This is a genomic window from Deinococcus aquiradiocola, assembly GCF_014646915.1.
In the GTDB taxonomy this organism is placed as follows: Bacteria; Deinococcota; Deinococci; order Deinococcales; family Deinococcaceae; genus Deinococcus; species Deinococcus aquiradiocola.
The window spans coordinates 1-17,295 of the sequence record NZ_BMOE01000005.1 but is presented as its reverse complement, the minus strand read 5'-3'; the positions used below and the strand labels follow the sequence as shown (position 1 = coordinate 17,295).

The 17,295-nt window shown below is 67.8% G+C and carries 15 protein-coding genes; 2 read left to right on the top strand and 13 right to left on the bottom strand.

What is annotated here, in order from left to right:
* The first annotated feature begins 9 nt into the window (after positions 1 to 9).
* Positions 10 to 834, top strand: a complete 825-nt coding sequence (gene pyrF / locus IEY33_RS08810) for an orotidine-5'-phosphate decarboxylase (RefSeq protein WP_188962476.1) — start codon at positions 10 to 12, stop codon at positions 832 to 834.
* An 85-nt stretch (positions 835 to 919) separates the two neighbouring features.
* Here pyrF and IEY33_RS08805 read toward each other — a convergent pair whose 3' ends face one another.
* The 12 genes from IEY33_RS08805 to IEY33_RS08750 form a co-directional block, all read right to left on the bottom strand.
* The gene (locus IEY33_RS08805; RefSeq protein WP_188962474.1) at positions 920 to 1,606 is read right to left on the bottom strand and encodes a hypothetical protein; all 687 of its coding nucleotides are present in this window, start codon (positions 1,604 to 1,606) and stop codon (positions 920 to 922) included.
* 47 nt (positions 1,607 to 1,653) lie between these two features.
* Entirely contained in the window at positions 1,654 to 2,622 is a 969-nt protein-coding gene (locus IEY33_RS08800; protein WP_188962471.1) for a CPBP family intramembrane glutamic endopeptidase, read from the bottom strand.
* Between the two features lie 98 nt (positions 2,623 to 2,720).
* The gene (gene rpoC / locus IEY33_RS08795; protein ID WP_188962468.1) at positions 2,721 to 7,307 is read right to left on the bottom strand and encodes a DNA-directed RNA polymerase subunit beta'; all 4,587 of its coding nucleotides are present in this window, start codon (positions 7,305 to 7,307) and stop codon (positions 2,721 to 2,723) included.
* 83 nt (positions 7,308 to 7,390) lie between these two features.
* Positions 7,391 to 10,843, bottom strand: a complete 3,453-nt coding sequence (rpoB, locus tag IEY33_RS08790) for a DNA-directed RNA polymerase subunit beta (RefSeq protein WP_188962465.1) — start codon at positions 10,841 to 10,843, stop codon at positions 7,391 to 7,393.
* 445 nt (positions 10,844 to 11,288) lie between these two features.
* Positions 11,289 to 11,654 carry a 50S ribosomal protein L7/L12 gene (gene rplL, locus IEY33_RS08785; protein ID WP_188962463.1) on the bottom strand — a complete coding sequence of 122 codons (366 nt, stop codon included), beginning with the start codon at positions 11,652 to 11,654 and terminating at the stop codon, positions 11,289 to 11,291.
* Between the two features lie 96 nt (positions 11,655 to 11,750).
* The gene (gene rplJ, locus IEY33_RS08780; protein WP_188962460.1) at positions 11,751 to 12,248 is read right to left on the bottom strand and encodes a 50S ribosomal protein L10; all 498 of its coding nucleotides are present in this window, start codon (positions 12,246 to 12,248) and stop codon (positions 11,751 to 11,753) included.
* A gap of 206 nt (positions 12,249 to 12,454) precedes the next feature.
* Positions 12,455 to 13,150 (bottom strand): 50S ribosomal protein L1, encoded by a 696-nt coding sequence (rplA, locus tag IEY33_RS08775; protein ID WP_188962458.1) that lies wholly within the window; start codon positions 13,148 to 13,150, stop codon positions 12,455 to 12,457.
* The gene (gene rplK, locus IEY33_RS08770; protein WP_188962455.1) at positions 13,150 to 13,581 is read right to left on the bottom strand and encodes a 50S ribosomal protein L11; all 432 of its coding nucleotides are present in this window, start codon (positions 13,579 to 13,581) and stop codon (positions 13,150 to 13,152) included. Before rplK ends, rplA begins: the two co-directional genes overlap by 1 nt.
* Before the next feature lie 189 nt (positions 13,582 to 13,770).
* Entirely contained in the window at positions 13,771 to 14,346 is a 576-nt protein-coding gene (gene nusG / locus IEY33_RS08765) for a transcription termination/antitermination protein NusG (RefSeq protein WP_188962452.1), read from the bottom strand.
* Positions 14,343 to 14,525, bottom strand: coding sequence for a preprotein translocase subunit SecE (secE, locus tag IEY33_RS08760; protein WP_188962449.1), 183 nt, complete (start codon positions 14,523 to 14,525; stop codon positions 14,343 to 14,345). The genes nusG and secE overlap by 4 nt, the downstream gene beginning before the upstream one ends.
* 63 nt (positions 14,526 to 14,588) lie before the next feature.
* Entirely contained in the window at positions 14,589 to 14,756 is a 168-nt protein-coding gene (rpmG, locus tag IEY33_RS08755; RefSeq protein ID WP_188962447.1) for a 50S ribosomal protein L33, read from the bottom strand.
* A 235-nt stretch (positions 14,757 to 14,991) separates the two neighbouring features.
* Entirely contained in the window at positions 14,992 to 15,537 is a 546-nt protein-coding gene (locus IEY33_RS08750; RefSeq protein WP_188962446.1) for a pyridoxamine 5'-phosphate oxidase family protein, read from the bottom strand.
* Between the two features lie 46 nt (positions 15,538 to 15,583).
* Here IEY33_RS08750 and IEY33_RS08745 point away from each other — a divergent pair, with 46 nt between their 5' ends.
* Positions 15,584 to 16,912, top strand: coding sequence for a deoxyguanosinetriphosphate triphosphohydrolase family protein (locus tag IEY33_RS08745; RefSeq protein WP_188962445.1), 1,329 nt, complete (start codon positions 15,584 to 15,586; stop codon positions 16,910 to 16,912).
* 68 nt (positions 16,913 to 16,980) lie between these two features.
* Here the strand turns inward: IEY33_RS08745 and IEY33_RS08740 are convergent.
* On the bottom strand, positions 16,981 to 17,295 hold a 315-nt coding region (locus IEY33_RS08740; protein WP_505691149.1), incomplete at its 5' end, for an EF-Tu C-terminal domain-related protein.

The following is a 17,295-nucleotide window of genomic DNA, read 5'->3' as shown; positions in this document are numbered from 1 at the left end:
ACTGAGGGGATGACTGTGCCCACCTTCACCGAACGCCTCACGGCCCGCACGCTGGCCCTGAACACCCGCCTGTGCCTGGGCCTGGACCCACGCCAGGACGCCTACGGCAGCCACACCGAGCTGCGGACGCACACCCTGGAGGTGCTGCACCGCTGCGCGGAACTGGTGGCCTGCGTCAAGCCGCAGCTGGCCTTCTACGAGGCGCTCGGCCTGCAGGGCATGGAGCTGCTGGAAGAGGTCTGCGCGGCGGCCCGCGCCCTGGGCCTGCCCGTGATCCTCGACGCCAAGCGCGGCGACATCGGCAGCACCGCCGCCGCGTACGCGCAGGCGTGGCTGGCGGGACGGCACGCGGGCAGCGCCCTGACCGTCAACCCCTTCCTGGGCTTCGAGACGCTGCAGCCCTTCGTGGACGTGGCCCACGAGAACGGCGGGGCGCTCTTCGTGCTCGTCAAGACCAGCAACCCCGGACAGGCCGACCTGCAGGGCGGCGGCGTCAGCGAACGCGTCGCAGACGAACTGACCCGGCTGGGACGAGAGGAAGGCAAGGGCCTGAGCAGCGTGGGCGCGGTGGTCGGGGCGACCCACCCGCAGGAACTGGCCGACTGGCGCCGCCGGATGCCGCACGCGCCCCTGCTGCTGCCGGGCCTGGGCGCGCAGGGCGCCCGCCCGGACGACCTCGCCGGAGCGTTCCTGCCGGACGGGACGGGCGCCGTGGTCAGCGCCAGCCGGGGCATTCAGTACGCCGACGGGCTGGACCTGAGCGCCGCCGTACAGGCCGCCCAGGGCTTCCGGGACGGCCTGAACGCGGCCCTGGAGCGCGCACGGGTGGAGTGAAACGGCGTCCGTCCGGACTGCACCGTCAACGCAGGAGGGGGACCGGGCAAGTGCGCCGGTCCCCCTCTGCCGTGCGCTCAGGCCGTCAGGCGAGCCCGCCGAGCAGGGTGGCGGCCACGCTGCTCACCAGGATCGCCGCCACGCCCAGCGCCAGGAACAGCACGCCGGGGTACAGCACGCCGCGCCACGCGAGGCGCCGGTCGCCCGTCATGACCTGCAGGCCGATGAACGCCAGCCAGAACTGCACGAGGTAGATGGCGTACCCCATGACGCTGCTGAACTTCACGACCGGCGACTGCGAGTACTGCGCCATCACGGCGCCCGTGTACTTCTGCACGGCCGTCAGGAACGCCTGCCCCGTCAGGCCCGTCAGGTTGGGCGCAGCGACGTTCACCTGCGGCGGCACCAGCAGCGCGAGGACGGCCAGCACCACCGACCACAGCAGCGGCGCGAGGAACGACGTGCCGTACACCTCGCCGCTGCGGGCGTCCTTCCCGGCGCCGAGGTGCCCCATGCCCCACAGCACCAGCCACGTCAGCATCGACAGGAAGACGCTGCTGAAGATCGTGACGCCCCACAGGAACGCCACCGGGAGCGCGCTGCGCGTGACGGCCTGCGAGTCCAGCACCGCGCGGGACAGCAGCGCGCCGCTCACGCCGCTCGCCAGCCCGGCCAGGGCGGGCAGCCACGCGTACCGCCAGGGGACGGGCGGCAGGGTCTTGAGCGCCTCGTAGAACGCGTGAGGACGTCGGATCAGTTCGAGCAGGGTCATGACGTTCAGGGTAGCGTGTCCGGCCAGCCCAGGCACCTCTCGCCCGCTCAGCCGCCCAGGGCGGCGCGGACGCCCGCCACCCACCCGGCGAGCGGCAGGAACGGACCTGCGATCACCACCACGATCAGGACCAGCAGCACCACCAGACTGCCGCTGACCACCGCCCCACCCACCGGGGCGGGCGTGTCGTTGCGCGGCTGCAGCCACGCGGTCGCCACGAACATGCACACGCCGGCCACCAGCAGGCCCGCGAGTCCCAGCTGGACCGGGATGGCCTTGAGGTTCCTGAGCTGTTCCTGCGCCCGGTCCATCAGGCTGGTGCCGCTCAGCAGCAGGGCCAGCAGCAGCGAGAAGAAGTTGTTGCAGGCATGCATGATCACGCCGGTCCAGAAGCTGCCGCTGTGCTGCACGGCGCGCGCCAGCACCCACGCGATCGGCAGGATCGCCGCGATCTGCGCTGGAACGCCGTGGGCCAGCCCGAACAGCAGGCTGCTGGTCAGGGCCGCGAACAGTGGACCGCGTGCCCGCTCGTAGCCGCGCATCAGCAGGCCCCGGAAGGCCACCTCCTCCGCGAGGGGGATCAGCAGGCCGCCCGCCAGCAGCAGCGCGAAGCGGTCCCAGCCGGTCGTGCCGAACTGGTTGATGTCGCTCAGGCCCTGCGGGTAGACGCTCTGCACGAACACCAGCATGCCGCGCGACGCGATCACGCCCAGCGTCAGCGCGCCCAGCGCCGTCCAGATGGCGGGCGGGGTCTTCCAGCGCGAGTCCTGCACCAGCCGCGTCAGGGCCGGGCGCATGAAGATCAGGGCCAGCAGCGCCGTGGCCACGAACGACAGGCCCAGCGACAGGCCCAGCGGCAGTTTCGCAGCGGCCACCAGCAGGCCGGTCACCACGTTCTGCGTGACCAGCAGCAGCAGGGCCGCCCGGTTCCCGTCGAGCGCGCGCGGCCGTCCTTCCGTCGGGGCCGGGGCGGGGGGTGGCGACTCGGAGGGAAGCGGAGGACGCCAGTCGGTCATGCGGACAGGGTAGAGCATTTGCCGGGAGCGCCGCAGGGAGCGGCATGACGAAACCCCCACCCGTTTCCGGGTGGGGGCTCGCTTGGGTTCGCTTCAGCTCAGTCGGTCGCGCCGGGCTGGACGGGGCGGGGGGTTTCGGTGCGGGGGAGGTTCGGGACGGTGTCGCCGGTCAGGTCGCCGTACTTCTCCAGGGTGCGCTCGTCGCCGACCTGCATGGCACGGACCGAGATGAGGCCGGTGCCGGCGGGGATGAGCTTGCCGAGGATGACGTTTTCCTTCAGGCCGATCAGTTCGTCCACCTGGCCCTTCATGCTGGCTTCCGTGAGGACGTGCGTGGTGTGCTGGAAGGACGCGGCCGAGAGCCAGCTCTTGGTGGTCAGGCTGCTCTTGGTGATGCCGAGCAGCACGGGCTTCCAGCTGGCGGGCGTCTGGCCTTCCTGCAGGGCCTCGTTGGCTTCCTCGACGTCCCAGCGTTCCAGGGTCTGGCCTTCGAGCATGTCGGTGTCGCCGCCGTCGGTGATCTCCACGTAGCGGAGCATCTGACGCACGATGACCTCGATGTGCTTGTCGTGGACCTTCACGCCCTGGCTGCGGTACACGCGCTGCACTTCTTCCACCAGGTAGTGCTGGGCGGCTTCGGTGTCCTTGTAGGTGAGCAGGTCGTGCGGGTTGACGGCGCCGCGCGTGAGCGGCTGGCCCGCTTCGACGCGGTCGCCGTCGCGCACGATCATGCGCAGGGCCTTGCTGACCTTGGTGGCGGTCTTGCTGCTGAAGGCGTCGTCGTCCGCCTCGATCTTGACGAGGTAACGCTCTTCCTCTTCCTCGATGCGGACCACGCCGTCACGGTCGGCGACGACGGCCTGCGTCTTGGGCTTGCGGGCCTCGAACAGTTCGATCACACGGGGCAGACCCATGGTGATGTCGCCGCCGCTGCCGCCCGCCACACCGCCGGTGTGGAAGGTGCGCATGGTGAGCTGCGTGCCGGGCTCGCCGATGGATTCCGCGGCGACCACGCCGACCGCTTCGCCCATGCTGACGGGCTTCGCCTGCGAGAGGTCGTAGCCGTAGCACTTCTGGCAGACGCCCGCCTTGACCTTGCAGGTGAAGGGGGTACGCACGAAGACCTCGCCGACCGTCTTGGCGTGCTTGGTGATGAGCTTGACGTCTTCGAGGCTCAGCATGGTGTCTTCGGGGATGACGTGGCCGTCCACTTCGACGGGTGCCGTCAGGGTCCGGCCGTAGATGCTGGTCTCGATCTCGCTGGCCTTGCGGGTGCGCCACTCGCCGTTGCGTTCGTCGGTCGCGCCGAGCGGCACGATGCTGTAGTCGGTGGTGCCGCAGTCCACGTCGCGGACGACGACTTCGTGCGCCACGTCCACCAGCTTACGGGTGAGGTAGCCGGAGTCGGCGGTGCGGAGCGCGGTGTCGGCGCCGCCCTTACGTGCGCCGTGCGTGCTGATGAAGTACTCGGCCACGGTCAGGCCCTCGCGGAACGAGGCCTTGATCGGCACTTCGATGGTGCTGCCGTCGGGTCGGGCCATCAGGCCGCGCATGCCGGCCAGCTGACGGATCTGCTGGGGGTTACCACGGGCGCCGGACTGGCTCATGATCCACAGCGGGTTGAAGGGGTAGTTCTTCTCGAAGTTCTTGAAGACCTCGTTCTTGACGCTGTCGGTGGTGTCGTTCCAGAGCTGCACGACCTGCTTGTAGCGTTCCTCTTCGGTCATGAAGCCGAAATCGAAGCTCTGCTCGATCTCCTTGAGCTTCAGGTCCGCACCGGCAAGGATGCCGGCCTTGGCGGGCGGGATCACGATGTCGTCGATGCCGATGGTGATGCCGGAGGTGGTGGAGAGCTTGAAGCCGCTGTCCTTCAGGGCGTCGAGGAGCTTGGCGGTCGCTTCGATGCCGAGCTGCTTGAAGCAGGCCATGATCAGGTCCTTGAGGGTGTCCTTCTCGTAGGCGGTCTGAAGGTTCACGAGGCTGTCCACGAGGTGCTGCTGGCCCTCGTTCAGGGCCTCCATCACGAGGCGGCGGAACAGCACGCGTCCGGCGGAGGTCTCGTGCACCGTGCCGTTCAGGCGGATGCGGACGTGGTCCTGGTAGTCGATGGTGGCGCGCTCGACCGCGAGGATGGCTTCGTCGGGGCTGCTGAAGGTGTAGCGGAGGCGGCCGGGGCTGGTCTCCTCGCCGTTCAGCATGACGGGGCTGTTGAGGGTGAGCTGGCCGGCGTCCTGCGCGTCGAGGACGTCCTGGGCGCTGGTGTACTCGGTGCCCGCGCCGAGGTTGTCGCGCCTGAGCTGGGTGAGGGTGAAGATGCCGAGGATCATGTCTCGGCTGGGCTTCACGCTCGGCTCGCCGTTGGCGGGGGACAGCAGGTTGTGCGCGGCGAGCATCTGGATGCGCGCCTCGGCCTGCGCCTGCGCGCTCAGCGGGACGTGGATGGCCATCTGGTCGCCGTCGAAGTCGGCGTTGAAGGCTTCACAGACGAGCGGGTGCAGCTGGATGCTCTGACCTTCGACGAGGATCGGCTCGAAGGCCTGAATGCCGAGGCGGTGCAGGGTGGGCGCGCGGTTGAGCAGCACGACCTTGTCCTCGATGACCTCTTCGAGGGCGTCCCAGACGCTGTCCTTGGTGTCGCGGTAGCGTTCGAGCATCTTGCGGGCCTGCTTGATGTTCGTGACTTCGCCCTTCTCTTCGAGCACCTTGAACAGGAAGGGCTTGAAGAGTTCGAGCGCCATGCGCTTGGGCACACCGCACTGGTGCAGCTTGAGCTGCGGGCCGACCACGATGACCGAGCGGCCGGAGTAGTCCACGCGTTTGCCGAGCAGGTTCTGACGGAAGCGTCCCTGCTTGCCGCCGAGCAGGTCGGTGAGCGAGCGCAGAGCGCGGTCGCTGCCGGGGTTGGTGACGGGGCTGCCGCGGCGGCCGTTGTCGATGAGGGCATCGACGGCTTCCTGCAGCATGCGCTTCTCGTTGCGGATGATCATGTCGGGCGCGCCCTGACCGATCAGCTTCTTGAGGCGGTTGTTGCGGTTGATGAGGCGGCGGTACAGGTCGTTCAGGTCGCTGGTGGCGAAGCGGCCACCTTCCACCTGCACCATGGGGCGCAGGTCCGGCGGCATGACCGGCACGGTGTTCAGGATCATCCAGCTGGGTTCGTTGCCGCTGCGCAGGAAGCTGCGCGTGACTTCGAGGCGCTTGCGGGCCTTGGCGCGCTTGTGGCGGCTGGAGTCCTTCATCTGCTCGTTCAGTTCCGCTTCGAGCGAGTTCAGGTCGAGCTCGTCGAGCAGTTCCTTGATGGCCTCGGCGCCCATCTTCGCTTCGAAGTCGTAGCTCTCGATGACGCGGACCTGCTTGCGCACGAGGTCGAGTTCGATGCGGCCGGAGATCTCGCTGCGGAGCGCACCGCTGTCGGCGAGTTCGTCACCGGGTTCGACGCGGTCGCCGTTCACGACGAGCGGCTCGTCCTGGTACGGGTAGACCTTGGCCTTGCTGACGATGATGCTGGCGGGCGCGTGCAGGCTGAGCACACCGTCCGCTTCCGCGACGATCTCCTCGTCCTTGTCGATGGCGCCCACGACGCGCTGGCCCTTGCGGACCTCGCTGCCGTCGCCGACCAGGACGTGCATGGTGGGGTTGATGGGGTACTCGGCGACGCGTTCCCAGTGGGCGGTCAGGGTGACGCTGCCCTTCTTCTTGGGGAAGGTCACGGCCGAGAGGCTGCTGCTGCGGCTGACGCGCAGGCGCGCGCCGCTGGCCGCCTGGGCGAGCAGGGTGCCGGTCTCGACGCGTTCGCCGGGCGCGACCATGACTTCCATGCCGTGCGGGACGTACACGTTGCTGAGGACGGCGCTGTCCTCGTTCTCGCGGATCTCGATCAGGACGCTGTCCTCACCGAGTTCGTGGATGAAGACGAGGCCGCTGTCGGGCGAGACGATGTTGACGTTCTCTTCCAGCTCGGCGAGGATGTCGCCCGCGCGGAAGCTGTCCTGCTCGACCAGCATCTCGCTGGGGACGGGCAGGGTGGCGCTGCGCTCCTCGCGGTACGCGAGTTCGGCGCGGCGCGGGAAGCGGTACTGCGCGAGGCCGTCCATCTTGCTGACGGTGGTCCCGCCGAGGTTCTGGCCGCGCGTGACGTACTCGCCGTCACGGATGCTGGCGTCCACGCCGCCGGTCAGGGCGTACGTTTCCTGGCGGCCGTACCGGAGTTCGCGGTACTCCTCGTCGCTCAGCAGTTCGCCGCGCTTGAGGGGGCGGCCTTCCTTCTGGGCGTTCTGGGGCTGCGTGACGAGGAAGCTGCTGAAGTACAGCACCTTCTCCAGCTGCGCGGCCGACAGGTCGAGGAGCGTACCGATCTTGCTGGGCGTGTCCTTGACGTACCAGATGTGCGCGGCGGGCGTCGCGAGGTCGATGTGACCCATGCGGTAGCGGCGGACCTTGCTGCTCGTCACTTCGACGCCGCAGCGTTCGCAGACCTTGCCTTCGTAGCGCTGGCGCTTGTACTTGCCGCAGGCGCACTCGTAGTCCTTGGTCGGCCCGAAGATGCGCTCGTCGAAGAGGCCCTCGCGCTCGGGCTTCAGGGTGCGGTAGTTGATGGTTTCCGGCTTCTCGACCTCACCGTAGCTCCACTCGCGGATGCGGGCGGGGCTGGCGATGGCGATACGGACTTTGGCGAAATCTTTCAAAGCGGTTACTCCTTGGTGGGAGGCGAAAAATCAGTTCAGACCGGGGTGGGGCGGCGCCGGGAGGCGTCGCCCGCGTGCCGGGGTCAGCGCTTGGGCATCATGCCTTCGAAGATGTCCACGGCCTTGTCGCCCTGGTCGAGCACTTCCACGTCCAGGCCCAGCGAGTGGAGTTCCTTGACGAGCACCTTGAAGGACTCGGGGATGGTGCTGGCGGCCACCTCGTCGCCCTTGACGATGCCCTGGTAGGCGGCGTCGCGGCCGTCGATGTCGTCGGACTTGATGGTCAGCATTTCCTGCAGGACGTGCGCGGCGCCGTACGCTTCGAGCGCCCACACTTCCATCTCGCCGAAGCGCTGTCCGCCGAACTGCGCCTTACCACCGAGCGGCTGCTGGGTGATGAGGCTGTACGGGCCGGTGCTGCGGGCGTGCAGCTTGTCTTCCACCATGTGGTACAGCTTCATGACGTACATGGTGCCGACCACGACGGGGCCGCTGATGGGTTCGCCGCTGCGTCCGTCGTACAGGATGCTCTTGCCGGTGCGGGCGAGGCTCATCTGGGCGGTCTCGTAGTCGCCCTTGGGGTCGGCGACGACGCCGGTCTTGCCTGCGCGTTCCAGCACTTCCTGTTCGCGCTTGTCGATCTCGTAGCCGTCGTCCTTGCGCGCCTGGAGGCGTTCGGCGGCGGCGACTTCGAGCATTTCCTTGATGGTCGCCTCGGTGACGGAGTCGAAGACCGGGGTCACGAACTTCTGGCCGGTCAGGCGGGCCACTTCACCGAGGTGCGTTTCGAGGATCTGGCCGAGGTTCATGCGGGACGGGACGCCGAGCGGGTTGAACACGAGGTCGACGGGGGTGCCGTCTTCCAGGTAGGGCATGTCTTCGGGCGGGAGGATCTTGGAGACGACGCCCTTATTGCCGTGGCGGTTCGCGACCTTGTCGCCCACCTGCATCTGGCGTTTCTGGGCGACGTACACGCGCACCATCTCGCGCACGCCGGGCTTGAGGTCCACGCCCTCGTCGCCGCGGCGGAAGCGCACGGTCTTGACGACGATGCCGCCCTGACCGGACTGCACGCGCAGCGAGGTGTCCTTCACTTCGCGGGCCTTCTCACCGAAGATGCTGCGCAGCAACCGCTCTTCGGGAGTGGGTTCGCTCTCGCCCTTGAAGCTGGTCTTGCCGACGAGGATGTCGCCGGGTTTGACTTCCGCGCCGACGCGGATGATGCCGTCCTCGTCGAGGTCGCGCAGGGCGGCTTCCGAGAGGCCGGGGATGTCGCGGGTGATCTTCTCCGGTCCGAGTTTGGTATCGCGGGCCTCCACCTCGTCTTTCTCGATGTGGATGCTGGTGTAGAAGTCCTTGCGGATCAGGCCGTCGCTGATGCAGATCGCGTCCTCGAAGTTGAAGCCGTCGAAGGGCATGATCGCGATGGTGATGTTCTGGCCGAGCGCGAGGCGTCCGAGGTCGCTGGCGGGGCCGTCCGCGATGACCTGGCCGCGCTTGACTTCCTCGCCGTACTCCACGATGGGGTGCTGGTCGAGGTTGGTGCCCTGGTTGCTGCGCGTGAAGCGCACGAGGTCGAAGGTGCGGACGTTGCCGGTCACCATGCCGGCGTGCGGCGCGTCCTCGGTGAGGGTGATCTGGATGGCGCGGGCGTCCACGTAGCTGACGCGGCCCGTGACGTCGCTGACGACGCTGGTGCCGGAGTCGGTGATGACGCGCTCCTCGACGCCGGTGCCCACGGCGGGGCTCTCGGCGCGCACGAGCGGCACGGCCTGCGACTGCATGTTGGATCCCATGAGGGCGCGGTTGGCGTCGTCGTGCTCCAGGAAGGGGATCAGGGAGGTGTTGATCGAGACGATCTGCTTGGGCGAGACGTCCATGTAGTCCACGTCGGTGGGCTCGTGGTAGGTCGGGTCGCCCTTGCGGCGGGCGAGGACGCGTTCGTCGGCGAAGGTGCCGTCGTCGTTCAGGAGGCTGTTCGCCTGCGCGATCGCGTAGCGGTCCTCGATGTCGGCCGTCATGTACACGACGTCGTCGCTGACCTTGCCGCCCTCGACCCGGCGGTAGGGCGCCATGATGAAGCCGAGCGGGTTGACCTTGGCGTAGCTGGACAGACTGCTGATCAGGCCGATGTTGGCGCCTTCGGGCGTCTCGATCGGGCAGATGCGGCCGTAGTGCGTGCGGTGCACGTCGCGCACGTCGAAGCCGGCGCGTTCGCGGGTCAGACCGCCCGGCCCGAGCGCGGAGATGCGGCGCTTGTGGCGCAGGTCCGAGAGGGGGTTGGTCTGGTCCTTGAACTGCGAGAGCTGGCTGCGCCCGAAGAATTCGCGCATGGCCGCCACGATGGGGCGGTTGTTCACGAGCTTGGTGGGGGTGGCGGCGTCGGGGTTGCCGAGCAGCATGCGTTCACGGACACCGCGCGCCATGCGGCCCAGGCCCACGCGCAGCTGGTCGGCGAGCAGTTCGCCCACGGTGCGCACGCGGCGGTTGCCGAGGTGGTCGATGTCGTCTTCCGCGACGGGGACGGAGGTGTCGGTGATGACGCCGTCCTCGTCCACGTTCTGCACGTTCAGGGTGTCGAGGCCCTGGATGAGCGCGAGCAGGTAGCGGATGGTGTCGATCAGGCCCGCGTCCGCGAACTTGCCGTCCTGGAAGGTCAGCAGGGTGCGGTCCTGGCGGGTCGTGCCGAGCTTCGTGTTCATCTTGAAGCGGCCGGGTTCACCGAGGTCGTAGCGTTTGGGGTCGGCGAGCAGACCGAAGAGGTACTGGATGGCCTTGTCGCGCTTGGGCGGGTCGCCGGGACGCAGGACCGTGAAGAGGCGCAGCAGGGCCTCGTCGGGTCCCATGCCTGCGGTCTTGTCCTCGGGGAGTTCCGTCTCGGTGTCGAACTCGGTGAGGAGCGCGCGGATGCTCGCGTCGTCGTAGCCGAGGACGCGCAGCAGCATGCTGACCGGGAACTTGCGCTTGTTGACCTTCATTTCCAGCACGCCGGAGTTCAGTTCCAGCTCGATCCACGGGCCGCGCTTGGGCATGGGGATGATGGCGGCCGTGTACATCTTGCGCACGCCCTTGTAGCTGCTCGTGAAGTACACGCCGGGGCTGCGGTGGATCTGGGAGATGACCACGCGGTCCGCGCCGTTGATGACGAAGCTGCCGTCCTTGGTCATGAGCGGCAGGTCGCCCAGGAACACCTGGTCTTCCTTGATCAGGCCGCTGTCCTTGTGGATCAGCTGCAGTTTGGCGTAGAGGGGCGCGTCGTAGGTGAGGTCCTTCTCGCGGCACTCTTCGGGGGTGTATTCGGGCTCGCCGAGGCGGTACTCGAGGTAGTCGAGCACGAGGCCGGTGCTGCGGCCCTTCTCGGTCTCGTCGATCGGGAAGATCTCGCGGAAGGCGCTTTCGAGGCCCGCGTTGTCGCGGCGGTCGATGGGCGTGCCTTCCTGCAGGAAGGTGTCGAAGGACGTGACCTGAATCTCGGTCAGGTCAGGAAGCGGGATAACTTCGGCGATCTCTCCGAAGCGTTCGATACGTGGTTTCATGCACACCTCTCTTGTTCTGCTGCTCTACTTGCTGTGGGGGTCGGGCGGCCTGGCGGCGGCTTCCCCGGGGTATTCCAGCGTCCAGATTGGCTTCCGGGCCCATCATGGCCAGTCGCGAACAAGACGAAGGTGGAACCAGGGCGGTGGCCTCTGCTTCCATGAACTGCACGTCAGGTTGTGGGGCGGTCAAGCAGAATGTGTTACACTCCAGATCAAAGAAAAACTCGTCTCAACGCTGGCTGTTCCACGCCAGCCCATCTTGGCTGACCATTCCCAAGTATGATGGTCAGCCCGCGTTCTGTCAAGGCCACGTGAAGAGCGACCGGGCACACGCAGGCGCAGCTTCCAGGCGCGGCAACAGGAACCCCCCGACACCTCGTGGGCGTCGGGGGGTTGCACTCCCGGTACTGAACTTCTGAGGCGTGAACGGGTCACGCCGTCAGGATTACTTCAGTTCGACCTTGGCGCCAGCGGCTTCCAGCTGGGCCTTGACCTTCTCGGCCTCGTCCTTGCTGACGCCTTCCTTGATGGCGCCGCCCTTCTCGGACAGGTCCTTCGCTTCCTTGAGGCCCAGGCCGGTGATGGCGCGGAGCTCCTTGATGACGTTGATCTTGCTGGCGCCCGCGTCGACGAGGACGACGTCGAACTCGGTCTTCTCTTCAACGGCGGCAGCGCCCGCAGCGGCGGGGCCGGCGACGGCGACGGCGGCCGTGACGTTGAACTTCTCCTTGATGGCGTCGATCAGGTCGGCCAGTTCGAGGAGGTTGATGGTGGCGAGGTCTTCGAGGAACTGCTCTTTGTTGAAAGCCATGGTGGGACTCCTTGTCAGTGAACCCGTGCGGGTCCGGAATTGAGGTTCGGGAAATTCAGGTGAAGGGACCGCTCACGCGTGGTGAGCGCTCGCCGTTCAGGCCGCGGCGGTCTCTTCGAGCTTGGCCTTGTAGGCTTCCAGGATGCCCACGAAGTTGCTCTGGTGCGCGCCGAGCACGCCGACGAGTTCGGCGTACAGCTGGTCGCGGGTCCCGAGGCTGCTGATGCGCTCGACGACGCTCAGGTCGACGCGCTTGCCTTCGACGTAGCCGGCCTTCATGGCCGGGATGCCCTTGTCGTTGGCCTTGGCGGCGTCCGAGAGGACCTTCGCCACGGCGGCCAGGTCGCCCTGGGCCACCACGAGGGCGCTCGGTCCCTTGAGGGCGTCGCTGAAGTCGCGGCCCTCGCCCAGCGCGCGCCGGATCAGGGTGTTCTTGGCCACGATGAGCTGGCCGCCCTTCTCGCGGATCTGCTTGCGCAGCGCGCTGAGCTGACCGGCCGTCAGGCCCTGGTAATCGACGACGAAGAACGTCTCGATATTCTCCAGGCCCTTGTCGAGCGCAGCCAGGGTGGTTTTGTTACGCGGGTTCGCCATGAGGTGAACCTCCTTGATGGATTGTCCAAACAGTCAGTGCAGAGTGGGTACTCAGTGCGCTCAGGCTGGACAGCTCGGCGGGATGGGTGGTTTAAACCGTGAGGTTCCCGCTGTCTTCGTTGCCGAACTACTCGCCGATTGAAAAGGTGCACAAGCGCACCGGGGTGCCGTGGGGCAGGTCCGGACCCGGAGGCCCGGACGGTGGATCAGGCCGTGGTGGCGAGCGTCAGGGGAATGCTCGGCCCCATGGTGCTCGTCAGGAAGGCGCTCCTGAGGTAGACGCCCTTGGCACTGCCGGGCTTCGCGGCTTCGAGGGCCGTGATGAGCGCCTGGTAGTTCGCGGAGAGGTTCGCCGGGTCGAAGGAGGCCTTGCCGATGGGCGCGTGGACCACACCGGTCTTGTCGTTGCGGAACTCGATGCGTCCGGCCTTGAGGCCCTTCACGATGCCCGCGACGTCCAGACCGACGGTGCCGCTCTTGGGGTTGGGGAGCAGGCCGCGCGGCCCGAGGAGACGCGCGAGCTTCTGGCCGACCTGCGCCATCATGTCGGGCGTGGCGACGACGGTGTCGAAGTCCATGAAGCCGCCCGCGATGCGGTCGATGAGTTCCTCGGCGCCGTACACGTCAGCGCCGGCCCCTTCGGCTTCCTGCAGCTTCTCGCCCTTGGCGATCACGGCGACGCGCACGGTGCGGCCGGTGCCGTGAGGCAGCGCGACGGTCCCGCGAACGTTCTGGTCGCTCTTGCGGGGGTCGATGCCGAGGCGGAAGTGCACTTCGACGGTCTCGTCGAACTTGGCGGTGGCGATGTCCTTCACGAGGGCCGCGGCCTCATCGATGGTGTACATCTTGTTGCGGTCGACCTTGCCGACCAGGGCGGTGTAGCGCTTGCCGTGCTTAGCCATTACTGGGGCCCTCCGGTGACGGTGACGCCCATGCTGCGGGCAGTTCCGGCCACCGTGTTCGCGGCGGCCTCCAGGCTGCCCGCGTTGAGGTCGGGCATCTTGGTCTTGGCGATTTCCAGGACCTGGTCCCAGTTCAGGCTGCCGACCTTGGCCTTGTGGGGGGTCGGGCTGCCCTTGGCGATGCCACTGGCCTTGCGGATCAGGTAGCTCATGGGGGGGGTCTTGGTGATGAAGGTGAAGCTGCGGTCGGCGAATATGGTGATCTCGACCGGGATGATCGCGTCACCCTTGTCGGCCGTCAGGGCGTTGAACGCCTTGGTGAACTCCATGATGTTCGCGCCGTACTGACCGAGCGCCGGACCGACCGGGGGAGCCGGGGTGGCCTTGCCTGCGGGAAGCTGCAGCTTCACGATACCAGTGACTTTCTTCATTGATCCTCCTTAGCTCCCCCTGCCCGCAGCGTGCGGGGCACAGCGTGCGTGGGCGGGGTGCTGTCGCTAAGCGCCGCGAACGCGGCAACTTTTCTATTGTAGGGGCCGTGGGGCCGTTTGGCTAGGGGGCGCGAACGGCCCCGCGGCCCGCTCAGGCGGACGTGCCGGACCGTGAGGCCCGGAGCGGCGTCAGCCTTTCTGAACCTGCGAGAAGTCCAGTTCGACGGGCGTCTCACGGCCGAAGATGCTGACGAGCACCTTGACCTTCGACTGCGGGATGTTGACCTCGCTGACCACGCCGCTGAAGTCCGCGAAGGGACCGGCCGTGACGCGCACGAGGTCGCCTTCCTTGAAGTTCACGCTGACGCGCGCGACCGGAGCGACCTCGGCGGCCTGCATGACGCCCACCGAGCGCAGCAGGCGGTCCACCTCGTCCTGCGAGAGCGGGACGGGGCGGGTGCTGGTGCCCACGAAGCCGGTCACGCCGGGCGTGCCGCGAACGGCTTCCCAGGACTCGCCCAGCTCGCCGGGCGCGTCGTCGTCCTCGATGTCCATCTGCACGAAGACGTACCCAGGGAACAGCAGGCGCTCCACCGTGACCTTCTTGCCGCCGTCCTGAAGCTCGGTGGCGGTCTCGCTGGGCTGCAGCACCTGATAGATCTTGGTGTACCACATGCCCATCTTGGAGGCGCGCTCCTTGAGGTTCTTCTCGACCATCTTCTCCTGGCCGACGTAGGTGTGCACCGCGTACCATTCGATGCTCACGGCAGCACCACCTTGACGAACTGGTCGAAGATGAGGTCGTAGAGGTAGACCACCACGGACAGCGCGATCACGAAGACCAGCACCGCCTGGGTGCCTTCGAGAATCTGCTCCCGGGTGGGCCAGGTGACGCGTCCCAGCTCGGCGCGGGCGTCTTTGAAGTACTGAACTAAGCCGTTCATGGTTGCCTCTCTGGTGAAGTTCTGTCCGCTCAGGCCAGCGCGAAGGTCACGCCAGCGGCAGGATCAGATCTTCTTTTCCTTGAAGGCGACGTGCTTCTTGGCCACCGGGTCGTACTTGCGCAGCTCCAGCTTGGCCTGGGTGTTGCGGCGGTTCTTGGTGGTGGTGTAGTAGAAGCCCGTTCCAGCGGTGCTTTCCATCTTCACGATGATACGTGGGCCGTCCTTCGCCATAAGTTCTCCTTTCGTCCAGACGCCCGCTGCAACGCACAGCAGGCCCCCCGGACTCCCAGTCCCGCAGCGGTCACGCCGGGTAGGCCCGGCCGCGCCGTGAAGGCTGGTGAAAAGCCCACCTTCCGGCGGGCAACTTGTACAGTATGCCAGTCGTGGTGACTGCGGTCAACTTTCGGCGCGCCGGGAGGACCCTGGCCTTCTGCCGCTCGCGGCGCCGCCCCGGCTGCCCACCGGCTCAGGGTTCGGGGAGGGCCGTCGGCCAGCCGTCCAGGCTGACGCGGTTCTTCCCCTGCCGGTAGGCGCTCAGTTCCGCCGGTGTTTTCGCCGTGGCCCAGTCGTTCAGGTCGCTGCGGTCGGCCACGTGCTCCATGAGCGGCACCGCCATGCCGCAGGAGGTCTGCACGAGTTCCACCTCCAGCACGTACACCTGCCTGGCCCCAGGCAGCGGCGAGAAGAGGGAGAGCAGGTCACTCCAGTCGGGGGCTCCCGGCTGTACCGTGCGGGCCTCGCCGTACAGCCGCAGGATCAGCGGCGGTCCCTCGAAGGCGCAGAACATCAGGGTCATGCGCGGCGAGCGCAGCAGGTGCGCGGCCGTCTCGTTGCCGCTGCCGGTCACGTTGAGCCACGCCACCCGGTCCGGCCCCAGCACCCGCAGGCTGTCCATGCCCTTGGGCGACACGTTGACGTGACCGTCCGCTGCGGCCGTCCCCACGAAGAAGATCGGCTGCGCGGCGATGAACGCCTGGAGGTTCGGGCTGAGGTTCCGCATCCTTTTCGCCATGACGCCAGCGTACCGGTCCCTCCGCGCCGCTGCTACCCTGGCTGCCATGACAGGCGCCGTTCCCTTCGACTGGTTCTCTCCCCTGCACACGGCCCGGCGGTACCCCAGCGAGAGCAGCGGCGCGGAAGGGGACCTGCGCGACCCTTACGAACGCGACCGGGCGCGCATCATCCACAGCGGCGCGTTCCGCAGGCTGCAGGGCAAGAGTCAGATCTTCGCGGCCGGGTGGAGCGGGTACCTGCGCACGCGCGTCACGCACGCCATGGAGGTCGCGCAGATCGCGCGCGCCATCGCCAGCAACCACGGCCTGCCCGGCAGTCTCGCCGAGGCGGCCGCGCTCGCGCACGACCTCGGCCACCCGCCCTTCGGGCACAACGGCGAGGAGGCCCTGAACACCTGCATGGCCCCCTACGCCGCCGAGCTCGGCGTGGGCTTCGAAGGCAACGCGCAGACGTACCGGATCCTGACGCGCCTCGAACCGCTCACCACCCGCCACCCCGGCGTGAACGTCACGCGCGCCACCCTGCAGGGCATCCTGAAGTACCCCGGCGGCAAGGACGGCCACCCCGCCCTGTACGCCGACGACGCCCACGACGACGCGGGCTGGCTGTACGGCCAGCCGGGCACGCCCGACCGGACACCCGTCAACGACACCCCGCCCCCGCGCAGCATCATCTGCCAGGTGATGGACTGGGCAGACGACATCGCGTACAGCCTGCACGACCTGGAGGACGGCCTGTCGGCACGGCTGCTGAACCACCGCTCGCTCGTGACGCCGGAAGTCGTGTGGCGCGTCACGCAGCGCGTGCGCCGCAGCGCCGCCCACCTGCCCGGCGCAAGCAGCCTCGACGAGGCGACCGTGCAGGCCGTCCTCGGCGACCTGACGCGCCGCCTCGACGACGGGTACAGCCTCACGCCCGGCACGGCCCGCGTGCGCGAAGTGATGGGCGGTTACGTGCGGCACTTCGTGACCGCCACCCGCATCAAGCCCGCCCCACACCACGATCCCGGCAGCGCCTTCGCGTTCACGCTCCTCGCCCCGTCCGCCCTGCAACTGGAGTGCGCCGTGCTGAAAGGCATCACGCAGGAACTGATCCTGCGCGATCAGCGGACCGGCGTGTACGCCCGGCAGGCCGTCCGGATCGTCACGGACCTGTTCGGCGTGCTGATGGACGCCGCCAGCCACGACCTCGACGACATCCGCGCCGCGATCCTGCCCGACGACACGCGCAGGCAGCTGCACCTCGCGGCAAGCGAGGCGGAACGCGCCCGGCTCGTGTGCGACTTCGTGAGCGGCATGACCGACAGTCAGGCCAGCCAGTACCACGAGCGGCTCTTCAGTGCCCGCCAGTCCTCACCCTTCGCGCCCCTGTGACGACGGTTCGGGCAGAACGAAGAAGGGGGAGCGGCCGTGGCCGCTCCCCCTTCCTGAACAGCTGTCGTTTAGACCGTGACCTTGGCGACGACGCCGGCGCCGACGGTCCGGCCGCCCTCGCGGATCGCGAAGCGCAGGCCCTCCTCCATCGCCACGGGCTTGATCAGTTCCACCGTGAACGTGATGTTGTCCCCGGGCATCACCATCTCCACGCCCTCCGGAAGTTCCACCACGCCCGTCACGTCCGTCGTCCGGAAGTAGAACTGAGGACGGTACCCGCCGAAGAACGCGCTGTGACGCCCACCCTCTTCCTTCGACAGGATGTACACGCTCGCCTCGAACTTCGTGTGCGGCTTGATGCTCCCGGGCTTCGCCAGCACCTG

Excerpts from the sequence above, each read along its gene's own strand:
- secE (WP_188962449.1), bottom strand. The coding sequence starts at position 14,525 with ATGAACGGCTTAGTTCAGTACTTCAAAGACGCCCGCGCCGAGCTGGGA.
- pyrF (WP_188962476.1), top strand. The coding sequence starts at position 10 with ATGACTGTGCCCACCTTCACCGAACGCCTCACGGCCCGCACGCTGGCC.
- IEY33_RS08800 (WP_188962471.1), bottom strand. The coding sequence starts at position 2,622 with ATGACCGACTGGCGTCCTCCGCTTCCCTCCGAGTCGCCACCCCCCGCC.
- rplJ (WP_188962460.1), bottom strand. The coding sequence starts at position 12,248 with ATGGCGAACCCGCGTAACAAAACCACCCTGGCTGCGCTCGACAAGGGC.
- IEY33_RS08805 (WP_188962474.1), bottom strand. The coding sequence starts at position 1,606 with ATGACCCTGCTCGAACTGATCCGACGTCCTCACGCGTTCTACGAGGCG.
- IEY33_RS08745 (WP_188962445.1), top strand. The coding sequence starts at position 15,584 with ATGACAGGCGCCGTTCCCTTCGACTGGTTCTCTCCCCTGCACACGGCC.
- rpmG (WP_188962447.1), bottom strand. The coding sequence starts at position 14,756 with ATGGCGAAGGACGGCCCACGTATCATCGTGAAGATGGAAAGCACCGCT.
- rplA (WP_188962458.1), bottom strand. The coding sequence starts at position 13,150 with ATGGCTAAGCACGGCAAGCGCTACACCGCCCTGGTCGGCAAGGTCGAC.
- IEY33_RS08750 (WP_188962446.1), bottom strand. The coding sequence starts at position 15,537 with ATGGCGAAAAGGATGCGGAACCTCAGCCCGAACCTCCAGGCGTTCATC.
- rplL (WP_188962463.1), bottom strand. The coding sequence starts at position 11,654 with ATGGCTTTCAACAAAGAGCAGTTCCTCGAAGACCTCGCCACCATCAAC.
- rplK (WP_188962455.1), bottom strand. The coding sequence starts at position 13,581 with ATGAAGAAAGTCACTGGTATCGTGAAGCTGCAGCTTCCCGCAGGCAAG.
- rpoB (WP_188962465.1), bottom strand. The coding sequence starts at position 10,843 with ATGAAACCACGTATCGAACGCTTCGGAGAGATCGCCGAAGTTATCCCG.